Here is an 11,477-nt window from a genome sequence, read left to right on the forward strand (position 1 = left end):
TCCGGGCGCCCTGCTCAAGATCATTCCGTTCCTGGCCACCGTTGCCGTCACCTCCTTGAAACTCACGCCTCCACTGCAGGACAGTTTCCGGGCCATCACTTCCTTGCGAGCCGGTCTGCCTGACCTGGAGGAAACCCTCAAGCTGATCGAACTTCCCGAGACTCGGCTCACGATTCGCTCGGAAGGTGTTCCCTCCCCGGATGGGGTGATGCCGAAGCGGGTGATCCGACTCAAGAACATCAGTTATCGCTATCCAGGAACGGATGCCGATGTCCTTCGTGACATCTCCATGTCAATCCCGGTGGGCTCCCGCGTGGCCTTCGTTGGGGCCACCGGCAGTGGCAAGACAACCACCGCCAACCAACTGCTTTGCCTGCTGCGTCCCACCACAGGCACCCTGCAGCTGGATGGAATCGATGTGGATGACGCTGATGTGCCGGCCTGGCAGGCGAACTGCGCCTATGTGCCCCAGGCGATCAACCTGCTCAACAGCAACATCATTGAGAACATCGCCTTTGCCGAAGAGGTTGATGAGGTCGATCAGATGAGAGTCTGGGAGGCCCTTCAGGCGGCCCAGCTGGCCGATATCGTCGCCGAACTTCCCCTGGGTCTGTTCACGCCGATTGGCGATAACGGCATTCGGCTGTCCGGGGGGCAGCGGCAGCGGCTGGCCCTGGCACGCGCCTTCTACCGCAATGCCAAGTTCCTGGTGCTGGATGAGGCCACAAGCGCCCTTGATAACCGCACCGAATCCGAGGTGATGGATGCCATTGAGGTGATCGGCCGCCGCTGCACCCTGGTGGTGATCGCCCATCGCCTCTCCACCGTGATGCGCTCCGATTGCATCTTCGAGTTCGAGGCCGGCAGGATCAAGGCCTTCGGCACCTTCGAGCAACTGCGACAGCGCTCCGATACCTTCAATGACCTGGCCTCTTTCGAGCGTCGTCTTTCAAGCCCTCTGAGCTGATCGACCAGGCCTTCGTGGAGACCTCGATGGCGGTCGACCCGGATAATCTGTTTGGATTGTTCTATGGAACAGGCGTGCATCTGATGGGGTCAGCACGTTGATCAGGTGGGGCTGCTAACGTCAAAAATGAAATCTCTGCGCCGGAGCCTGTGAGTTTTCTGGCCGGTCTGAACGAGGCCCAGCGTCGGGCGGTCGATCACCACACCGGTCCATTGCTGGTGGTGGCCGGAGCCGGCAGCGGCAAGACCAGGGCCCTCACCCATCGCATTGCCCACCTGATCGGCCACCACGGGGTGGATCCGGCCCAGGTGCTGGCCGTCACCTTCACCAACAAGGCCGCCCGGGAGATGAAGGAGCGCCTGGAGGTGCTGCTGGCCCAGCGGCTGGCCCAGAGCCAGTTCGGCCAGCCGTGGAGCACCCTGCCGGCCCGGGAGCAGAAGCAGCTGCGCAGCCGCATCTACCGGGAGGTGATCAAAGACCTCTGGATCGGTACCTTCCACGCCCTGTTCGCCCGGTTGCTCCGCTTCGACATTGACAAGTTCCGCGACCCCGAGGGTCTCACCTGGACGCGCCAGTTCTCCATCTACGACGAAAGCGACGCCCAAAGCCTGGTCAAGGAGATCGTCACCCAGGAGATGCAGCTCGACCCCAAGCGCTTCGAGCCGAAGAAGGTGCGCTGGGCGATCAGCAGCGCCAAGAACCAGGGCTGGCTGCCGGAGCGCCTCGAGGAGGAGCACCCCGGCCCCCGTGGCAAGCACGAGGCCGAGGCCTACCGCCGCTACCGCCGCGCCCTGGCGGCCAACAACGCCCTCGACTTCGACGACCTGCTGCTGATGCCGGTGCAGCTGCTGCAGCAGAACGAGCAGATCCGCCACTACTGGCACCGGCGCTTCCGCCACGTGCTGGTGGACGAATACCAGGACACCAACCGCACCCAGTACGACCTGATTAAGCTGCTGGTGGCAAACGGCCAGGCACCCGAGAGCTTCGACGACTGGGAGGGGCGCTCGGTGTTCGTGGTGGGCGACGCCGACCAGAGCATCTACAGCTTCCGGGCCGCCGACTTCACGATCCTGATGGGCTTCCAGAGGGAGTTCGGCGACGGCTCCCTCGACGGGGACACCGGCACGATGGTGAAGCTGGAGGAGAACTACCGCTCCACCGCCACGATCCTGGAGGCGGCCAACGCCCTGATCGCCAACAACAGCGAACGCATCGACAAGGTGCTGCGTCCCACCCGGGGCGAGGGGGAGCCCATCAGCCTCACCCGTTGCGACGACGAGATCGCCGAGGCCGAGGCGGTGGTGCACCGGATGCGGATGCTGGAGGCGGCCCACCCGGAGCTGCGCTGGGGCGACATGGCCGTGCTGTACCGCACCAACGCCCAGTCCCGCGCCATGGAGGAGTCGCTGGTGCGCTGGGGCCTTCCCTACATCGTGGTGGGGGGGCTGCGCTTCTACGACCGGCGTGAGATCAAGGATGTGCTCGCCTACCTGCGCCTGCTGGTCAACCCGGCCGACACCGTCAGCCTGCTGCGGGTGCTGAACGTGCCACGGCGGGGCATCGGCAAGACCACCATCGAGCGCCTCACCGATGCGGCCAACCAGTTGGGGTTGCCCCTGTGGGAGGTGGTGAGCGATTCGGAGGCGGTGCGCTCCCTCGCGGGCCGTTCCGCCCGAGGGGTGCTCCAGTTCCAGGAGCTGATCTCCGACCTGAGCCGCCGTCTGCAGGATGCCCCCCCCTCCGAGCTGGTGCAGCGGGTGATGGAGCAGAGCGGCTACCTGGCCGAGCTGCTGGCTGAAGCCACAGACGAATCGGAGGAGCGGCGCCGCAACCTGCAGGAACTGGTCAATGCGGCCCTGCAGTACCAGGAGGAGAACGAGGAGGGCTCCCTGGAGGGGTTCCTGGCCTCCGCGGCCCTGGCCAGCGATGCCGACAGCAAGGACACCGAGGCCGACCGGGTCACGTTGATGACCCTGCACGCCAGCAAGGGGCTGGAGTTCCCGGTGGTCTTCCTGGTGGGGCTGGAGCAGGGCCTGTTCCCCAGCTACCGCTCCCTGGAGGACCCCGCCGCCCTCGAGGAGGAGCGCCGCCTGTGTTACGTGGGGATCACCCGGGCCAAGGAACGGCTGTTCCTTTCCCACGCCAGCGAGCGGCGGCTCTGGGGCGGCATGCGGGAGCCGGCGGTGCCTTCGGTGTTTCTCTCCGAGCTGCCCGAGGCGCTGCTGCAGGGCGACATCCCCCGCAGCGGCGGCGCGGCCCTGCGGCGGGAGCAGCGGCTGGAGCGGCTCACCCGGGTGGACCGCGACGACAGCCAGCGGGTCGCGGCTGGCGGGGCAGCCGGCGATCCCGCCAATGCGGTGCGGCGCCGCAGCGCGGCCCGGGCCTGGGCCGTCGGGGATCGGGTGCGGCACAGCAGCTTCGGCGAGGGCCACGTCACCCATCTGTTCGGCAGCGGAGAGAAGACGTCCATCGCTGTCAAGTTCGAGGGCATGGGGCCGAAGATCCTCGATCCGCGCCTGGCCCCGATCGAACCGGCATGACCCTGCCGCTGGTCACCGCCGTTGTGCCCACCCGCAACCGCCGCGAGCTCACCTTGCGGTTCCTGGAGCGCATGGCGGCCCAGACCTATCCGGCCCTGAGGATCGTGGTGGTGGATTCCCACTCCAGCGACGGCACCGTGGCCGCCATCCGCGCCCGTTTCCCCGCCACCGAGATCCTCGAGGCCAGCGACCACGACTTCTGGACGGCGGCCACCAATCGAGGGGTGCGCCATGCTCTTGAGAGCGGCACCGATTACGTCTTCACGATCAATGACGATGCGGTGATCGAGCCCGGTCATGTTGCTGCCCTGGTGACGCTGGCCCGGCGCAACGGCTGCGTGATTCTTGGTAACCAGATCAACCTCCTGGGGGAGCCGGATCGGATCTGGTCCCTGGGCACCAGGACGGTCTGGGCCAGCTCTGATTTTCTGAAGCTGGCTCACACAGGACAGCGACAGCAGGAGCTTGCGTTGGAAGTGGCCACGTCCGAGGTGCTTCCCGTCGATGCTCTCCCGGGCAACGGGGTGCTGATTCAGGCCGACGCCTTCCGCCGTATCGGCCTGTATGACGCTCTGTTCTTACCCCATTACCACGCGGATTCGGAATGGGTGATGCGGGCGGTCCATCGGGGGATCCAGGCGTGGGTCACGCCGCGGGTGATTCTGCTGAATGACTTCACCCCCGCACAGAAGCAGTTGTCGCTCGGCAGTTTGCAGGGGTTGATCTACGCCCTTGGCCATCGCCGCTCCCATCTGTACCTGTTGCCGGTGCTCACGATCTTCTGGCGCTATTGCCCCCGTCGGGAGAAGTGGCGGACCTTAAGGGCTCTGGCCGGCCGATTCCTCAGGATGCGATCGTGAACCGGGTACGGGGATGGCGCGGGGACCTGTCGCCCCGCAGGCGACGACCGACCCAGCGCAGGTAATCCAACAAGCCGGCCCAGCGCCCCCTGGCACGGGCCGGATCCTTGGCAAGGAAAGTGACAGGACGCAGCGCGAAGTAAAGAAGATTCAGCCCCAGAGCCAGGGGGGTGGCGTGGCGATGGAGCAGGTAAAGCTTGCTGAACGTGGCATGGCGGAACTTGGCACCGGGAACCCGCTGGGTGATGGCCGACACCTGGTGCTCCACCAGCACCGCCTGGGTGACACGGAGCCGATGGCCGAGACGTTCGTAGCGCAGGCAGATGTCGGCATCTTCGTAATCGAGAAAGAACTGGGGATCGAACTTGGGGCAGTGTTCAAAGGCCGCCAGATTGAACACCATGCTGCAGCCTGAGAGCCAGCGGGTCGGATGGGTGGTGATCGGCCTGGGCGCCACCTCGACGTCATCGAAACGGTGCTTGAGGCTTCCCAGCCACGGGTTGAAGCTGCCCTGGCTGAACCACAAGGCCCCCTCCACGTCACTGATCCGGGTTCCTAGGATTGAGATGGTGTCGTCGGCACGAAAGCAAGAGCGCACGTAGCTGATCGCTTCGGGCAGCAGATGTGCATCGGGATTGATCAGCCAGGCCAGCGCCTGGGGATCGCGTTGGTGGACGTAATCCAGGCCCAGGTTGCAGCCGCTGCCGAAACCCAGATTGTGGGTCGCTTGCAGCAAGATAGCCCCATGTCGGTTGGCAACACCCTCGATGGTGGTGTCATCAGGAGAATTATTGACAACAATGAACTTGTATCCTGCGACTCCATGGGCTGGGGTGATGGCGATCAGTTTGTCAATCAAGTCGCTGCAGTGGTAGTTTACCGTTATGAAGTAGATGCTCCGCTCGCCGACTGTTTCGTGGATCTGAGACATAGATTCAGTTCCCCAGGCGCTTAAGGATGCGATGAAGTGGATTGAAGAAGCTCGGCTGCATGGATTCGGAGACGGTATTGGTTTGGAGCGCTTCCTGCCTTTCTCTGTGAGTCGTCAGGTGTTTCTGAATGTCATTGTAGGCAATGGGGTAATCGGTCTTGAACCAGGGTTCTTCAATGAACGCGAATCGCTTTTCGTCGATCGGGGCCCCAGCCTTGAGCTGGAACAGAAACAGGGAGGCAATCGCCGGGCCGACCAGAGATATCGATTCGAGATGAAAGTTCGGACGGCGAGAGCTACGTAGCCACATGCCGTAATCGATGAAGGTGTTCAGGTAGTTGATGGCTGAATCAATGATGGGAGCAGGTTCAGGTTTGAAGACTTGATGAATCACCGTTGTCAAGTAGAACCCCATTTTCTTGCCAAAGCCAATGGCCCCGCGAGGATACGGAAGATCGTGATCTTGGGAGAGGAGTGATTCCTTCAGCAGGCAGATACCACAGAGGCAGAGCATCTCATGAAGAAGCTCCACCCTGTTAGTGGGTTCGGGTTGGATCTTGAAGTTCATGCTGGGATCAACTTCGCACCGAAAGCTTGGAAGAATTTCAGAAAGCAAGTCAATGGCTTGGTCAGTCCAGCCGTTGTTGACGAAATCCTTGAATAAGCGGTAGTGCATGGCCAGGCCGAGACGCGAAATCTTTTCTGTTTTCGCGTTGGTGCTGTTCCGGAAGGTCCCCAGGTATTCCCGGCTGTAGGCGGTGGCGTTTCCGGTTTGGGTGGCTTCAGCCATCCTAATTGGTCCTGGAGAAGTGGCCGCGTACGCGATCAGATTCGAGCTTCTTCGTTGCTTCACAGTGAGATGATTGAAGCCTGCTCTGCTCAGAAGCACCCTCAGGCCATGTTCGCTGAAAAGTATCTTGTGCTCGCCTGGAAACAGGGCGCTGTATGCTTCGGCAGCAGGCGCTTCTGGCGTGATAAACTCTGCGTTTGGAGTCGTGAAGATTGCGATGCCATCGGGGTTTATCCGGCTGACTATCGTGGTGGCAAATGCTTCTGGGGTTGAAACATGTTCGATGACTTCAGAACAGAAGATGATATCAAAACTCTCCCGATCGTGATGGCTGCCCTCGCCAAGCAAGGCGGCTGAAATGTCCGCGCCGAGAGACTGCTGTCCGAGTCGCCCGTATCCCCCCGGCTCAACCCCAGCAGCTCGGAATCCGCGGCATTTAGCGGCGTAGTCGACGACGAAGCCGAATCCGCATCCCAATTCCAGAAAGGACTTTCCCTCCGTTTCTCCAATTGCATCGGCATAACTGCCGATGGGTTCAAGCATCTCATCGAGCCCAGCAATGGTATCGATGTAGTAATTCATGAATAGCGTGTCCTGCTCCTTCTCGTAGAAGACGACCTCCTCAGAAAAGTCGTTCAGAGATCCGCAATCCTGGCACTTATGAAATAGAATCTCGCAGTCTTCAGGCTCTGTCGTTATGCCCATGTGGCTAGCGCGCACATAGGGAGTCAGACGGGTGCCGTGGCAGGCTCTGCAAGGTTTGCTGGGTGAAGGAATGCCATCGCTATACTGGGTCACGAAATGCATTTCTAAACTTCTTTTTTAAACTTAGAATCTACTGATGCTGATCTGTCGATGTCAAGCTTGACAGGAAGGGCTGTGTCGTTCACGGGGGCGGTCGTGGATGCTGACGCTACGGCGGAGCTCCACGGGCCATGATGCTGGCCACTGAACTGATCAATCCGGCTTCAGCTCTTCACTTGGCCTTGTCCGGTTGAGCAGCGTCGCACCTTAGGTGGGCCGCCTGAGGCTGGCTTAGCGCCGGCAGCAAGTAGCATGGGATTTTGATCTCTGCTCAAGGAATTCCTGGTTGGATCGACTTCTCTGTATGCAGCATGAGATACCTACCTGCATGCCACGTTGGCTGAATTCATTGTGCTTTGGTTGGACGCCGGCAGCTGAGTCTGTCGTTGATTCTTGCCCGCCCGAGTCCGTGATCGTCGGAATGCTTTGTTGGCTCAACGTCGGGGTGCTCCAGGCAGATCAACAGCGCTGGTGCTAACAAGCGAACGCTGTTCAAGAGCTCCGTGTGGGGATCTTGTGCCTCTTCTCCCCCTGTCCAGAAACTCATCTCACTTACCCTGAGCATCCCCTTTCGAAGCCTGCCGCCTCTGGCAATGGAAGCTCTCGGGGGATGGTGGCGATAGACGCTGCGTCAGCGTTATTCCAAGGGCCCTTCAACCGATAGGATCTACGGCTTGCAATCGTTCCAAGTCATGGTCAATAGACCGCAAGCTTTCATTGGTAAGTCGATGGATATACGAATCCACCTGTGATTCCCTTCAGTGCAGCTTCACGGCGCAGATTGCTGTAACTTAGGGGAATGCCGCGAGAATAGATTAGGTCTCTAAATTCGTTTGCCAGCCGATTGACGTCATCCATTTCATCTGGCCCCATTGACTTGATAAGGGCTTCCCTGAAAAGGGTAATAGCTTGAGCCATTGTATAGCTTCCGGCAGTTGCCAGATCATGCTTTACGAAGGGGCAGTGCAAGAAATATGGATACAGAAATGCTGCGATGTGGCTGGGATTGCCGCTCTCAAGAAGATCGGAGATGCTGAACATGTCAAGTCTTGAAAGCTCTTCATTCTTCTCGCGCTTTGCCATTAGCTGATCCAAGGAGTAGCCGACAAGATCCATCTGGGATGTTCTTGCTGGTGATGGCATCAATCGAAAGATTTCTGCAGTCGTAATGTCAGATGGCTCCGACTTCTCCAATGCTTCGACCAGTTTGTCGCTGGTGTAAAGAATGTCGGTATCTCTGAGACGTTGATAGACTTGTCGCGAGAGTTCTATTTCTCCGTTGTATATACAGTGCCTGCGATGGGAAAGGGGGGTGTACCGTGTCCAGAACTTGATGAATGGTCTGGAGAGAAACACTTCTGGCTTGAGACATTGAAAGTAGGATTGATAATGAGTCCTGATCTCGTGACTGATATGGCTGAAAAGGGCTATCTTATTTGAACTCGAAAAGTCAATCAGCGCCTCCGTAAAGCTGTCTGAGTTCTTTCCTGGGATGAACTGCATCGAATCGTTTGCGATGCAAAGGACTTGGCATCGGTGAAGATGTCCCTCCTCAAGAAGCTGCATAACTCCGTCTTTGAAGCCGCCAAAATCCCTGCCGATATTCTTTCGGTCAAAGGCGCGCCAGGAGAGCGCACAAATGGCGGGTATTGCATCTGGCTCAGTCACCTCATTGTTGATGTAGAAAATTGCAAACCCAGCCTTCTTCAGGGCTTCAAGATAGGCCTTGTTAGATAGTGTCAGGCGTCTTGAGTAGGCAACAAAGATCGCAATTCTGTTCGGGGTCGTGCCGCTGGTGTCTGGTTGCCCGATTGGTCTCAGGCGCTTAGAGGGGCTGCTGCGTCTTCCGAAAGGGCCAAGCCAGTACTCCCAGAGTGAGTGGAGAAGATCGAATAAGATGTATGCCTTTGTCATGCATCTCCTGAGCTTCTTGGCGCTGTCGAACATGTTGTGAAGTTCCTGCTTGTTGAGCTTGACTGAGGCTTTGAGGCTTTATCGGTTATGGATAACTATGTCATGTGAAAGAATGCCGTTGGTGGACACCTTTTGGGGCATCCGTATCAGGGCTTTGGTCGTTGTTGGCAGCGTGAGTGTACCGTGCGCTTTCTGGATCCCGCTCCATGGGCCTGCCGCGATGACGGTTTCCGTGATCGATCCCCAGGACTTTTGCCTGCCTCCCCGTCTGCTGGCGACGTTCCACCGGGCGAGCGACTGTGCGGTGCTGGCCGTCGTTGGAGGCGCCGTACGGGATCTGCTGCTGCATCGGGTGCACCTTGATCCCCTGCGTGGCCTGCCTGACCTCGATCTTGTGGTGGAGCTTTCTCCGCACGCGGATCCGACCGATCTGCGGCCAGCGGCCCATCGCCTGGCTGAGACGTTGTTGGCGGAGGCCCCGGCCGGGGCGGTGGGCTACTGCCAGTTCCATCCTTCCTTCGGCACCGTTGAACTGGAGCTCGACGGAATCCGGCTGGATTTGGCCTCGGCCCGCAGCGAGACGTATCCGGCCCCCGGTGAAAACCCCGTCGTCTCCTATGGCTCCCTGGAGGATGATCTCGCTCGCAGGGACTTCAGCATCAACGCGATGGCTCTGGTGTTCACCAACCCAGGGCCGGGTCTGCACCTCCTGGATCCCCACGGTGGTGGCGAAGATCTGGCCCGGCGGCAGCTTTGTCTTCTGCATGGCAGCAGCCTGGAGGACGATCCCACCCGGATTGTGCGGGCCGCACGCTACGCCGCCCGTCTGGGGTTCACCCTGGCTCCGGCCAGCCTGGAGCAGCTGCGCTCCACCCTGGCTCGCTGGCCCTGGGGGGAGGGCAGCGGTACAGGAGCCGCTGGCCGGGTGCCCCCCGCCCTCGGTACGCGCCTGCGGATGGAACTGGAGTTGCTGCTCGTGCGGGAGCCCTGGGAGAAGGCCCTGGCTTTTCTCCAGTCGTGGGGTGCCCTGGTGCTGGTGGATCCTGCCCTGCAGGCTGACACCCGTTGGCGCTGCCGCCTGCGTTGGGCCCGCCGCTTCGGACTGCCGCTTCTGGCGGCCCTGCTGGCCGGCAGTGACGCGGCCTCAGCCGTGGCGACGCGGCTGCAGTTGCCCCACGGGCAGCAGCGGCTGCTGGCCCAGTTGGCCCTGCTTTCCCAGGCCTGGCAAGTCAGCGACACGACACCCGGCACGGCCTTGGCCTGGAGCACCTTTCTGGAGCAGCCGGGGTGGTCCCCCGAGGCCGTCGCCCTGGCGCTGGTCAGCGGGGCGCTCCCCCGGCGTCCCCTGCTGCGCTGGTGGTGCCGTTGGCGTCATCTGGCCTCCCCGGTCCCGGCGGCCGACCTGATCGCCTCCGGCCTGCGGCCAGGACCGGCCCTGGGGGAGCGGCTGCGCCAGCTGCGGGGTGAGCGATTGCGGCTGGAGCGGGTCTGAACCGGATCGGCAGGTGGGCGAAGGTCCCTTAGGGTCTCGGGTCAGCGGCTTCCCCTGCGCCGAATGCCTGCGCTGACCCATTCCGTTGCCCCGTTGCTGCTGGCCATCGCGGCGCCGCTGCTGTGGGGATGGCGCTGGCGGCGACCCACCTGGCAGATGCTCGTTCTGGGCGTGGGTTCCTGGGGCGCCATCGGCTGGCTGTCCCTGCTGCCAGGGGGGCCAAGTCTTCGCCAGGCCTATGGGTTGCTGGTGGTGCTCAACCTGCTCCTGGTGATGGCGGCCCTCGTCGTCCGGCCACGCCGCTGGAGCCAGCGGCTGGCCGATCGGTCCCTTGGGCGGCCGTTGCTGGCGGTCCTGGCACCGGCGCTGTTGTGCGCGGTGGCCCTGGCCTGGCGTGGGGTGATTCGGGAGTTCCCCTCCGATGGGTTCGTCTATTACGCGACGTATTTCGGTAGCGACCTGCTCGATACGGTGCGCCTCGATCCTCTGCTCTACAGCGCACCGGCCAATTGGTTCTTCACGGCGGCCAGCTATCTGTTCGGCTTCCCCGAAGCTCTGGTCCCATGGCGGGCCAGCCAGGTCGCGGCCCTCAACACGTTTCTTGTCTTGCTGGCAAGCTGCCAGCTCAGTCTGCGGCTCACCGGCAAGGTGGCCCTTGGGTGGCTCACGTCCCTGCTGTTTTTGCTGGGGATGGGACATCAGAGCTTTTCCTTCTTCCATCAGATCGCCCTCAACGGCACCCTTCCCGGGCTGGCCCTGGTGCTGGCCGGGGCCACGCCCCTGTTGGGGTTGGTACAGGAGATGGCATGGCCGGGTGCACGCCGGGTGGGTCAGGCGACGGCCTTGCTGCTGCTATCCGGGTATCTCGCTTATCACGCCCATGGGGTGACCGCCTTTCTGACCATCAACCTGCTGATCGTGGCCACGGCCGCCAGCCTGGTGATCTGGCCCTCACGGCAGCGCCTCATGCTCAGCACCGCCGGGGCTGGACTGCTCCTGCTGGCCCTCAACCGGAGGCCCTGGAACCCGATGCTCGAGTCGTTCTACTCCTGGCCGGAGGAATTCCGGTTCGTCCACGACTACCGGTTTCTGGGCCATCGCTTCTTTTACTTCTGGCCCAGCCTTCCGGTGGCCACCTGGGAGCCGGTCTTTCTGGCCGCGCTGGGATTTTCGGGG

8 protein-coding genes are annotated in these 11,477 nt (G+C 61.5%); 5 read left to right on the forward strand and 3 right to left on the reverse strand.

The window, feature by feature from the left end:
* The 3 genes from KBZ04_RS08690 to KBZ04_RS08700 all read left to right on the forward strand — a co-directional run.
* The coding region (locus KBZ04_RS08690; RefSeq protein WP_254991556.1) for an ABC transporter ATP-binding protein at nt 1–967 on the forward strand (967 nt) is incomplete at its 5' end.
* Nucleotides 968–1,116: 149 nt separating this feature from the next.
* Nucleotides 1,117–3,510, forward strand: a complete 2,394-nt coding sequence (locus KBZ04_RS08695; protein ID WP_254991557.1) for a UvrD-helicase domain-containing protein — start codon at nt 1,117–1,119, stop codon at nt 3,508–3,510.
* A complete protein-coding gene (locus KBZ04_RS08700; protein WP_254991558.1) occupies nt 3,507–4,370 on the forward strand; it encodes a glycosyltransferase family 2 protein in 864 nt (287 codons plus the stop codon). The genes KBZ04_RS08695 and KBZ04_RS08700 overlap by 4 nt, the downstream gene beginning before the upstream one ends.
* On the opposite strand, the gene KBZ04_RS08705 is transcribed toward KBZ04_RS08700, so the two are convergent.
* From KBZ04_RS08705 to KBZ04_RS08715, 3 genes are all read right to left on the reverse strand, one after another.
* The gene (locus KBZ04_RS08705) at nt 4,354–5,301 is read right to left on the reverse strand and encodes a glycosyltransferase family 2 protein (RefSeq protein WP_254991560.1); all 948 of its coding nucleotides are present in this window, start codon (nt 5,299–5,301) and stop codon (nt 4,354–4,356) included. The genes KBZ04_RS08700 and KBZ04_RS08705 overlap by 17 nt on opposite strands.
* Nucleotides 5,302–5,305: 4 nt before the next feature.
* Nucleotides 5,306–6,898 carry a class I SAM-dependent methyltransferase gene (locus tag KBZ04_RS08710; protein WP_254991561.1) on the reverse strand — a complete coding sequence of 531 codons (1,593 nt, stop codon included), beginning with the start codon at nt 6,896–6,898 and terminating at the stop codon, nt 5,306–5,308.
* Between the two features lie 711 nt (nt 6,899–7,609).
* Nucleotides 7,610–8,842, reverse strand: a complete 1,233-nt coding sequence (locus KBZ04_RS08715) for a hypothetical protein (protein ID WP_254991562.1) — start codon at nt 8,840–8,842, stop codon at nt 7,610–7,612.
* 187 nt (nt 8,843–9,029) lie between these two features.
* On the opposite strand from KBZ04_RS08715, the gene KBZ04_RS08720 reads away from it, so the two are divergent.
* The gene (locus KBZ04_RS08720) at nt 9,030–10,301 is read left to right on the forward strand and encodes a CCA tRNA nucleotidyltransferase (protein WP_254991563.1); all 1,272 of its coding nucleotides are present in this window, start codon (nt 9,030–9,032) and stop codon (nt 10,299–10,301) included.
* 63 nt (nt 10,302–10,364) lie between these two features.
* The coding region (locus KBZ04_RS08725; RefSeq protein ID WP_254991564.1) for a hypothetical protein at nt 10,365–11,477 on the forward strand (1,113 nt) is incomplete at its 3' end.

Source organism: Cyanobium sp. N5-Cardenillas, from assembly GCF_024345515.1.
In the GTDB taxonomy this organism is placed as follows: Bacteria; Cyanobacteriota; Cyanobacteriia; order PCC-6307; family Cyanobiaceae; genus Cyanobium.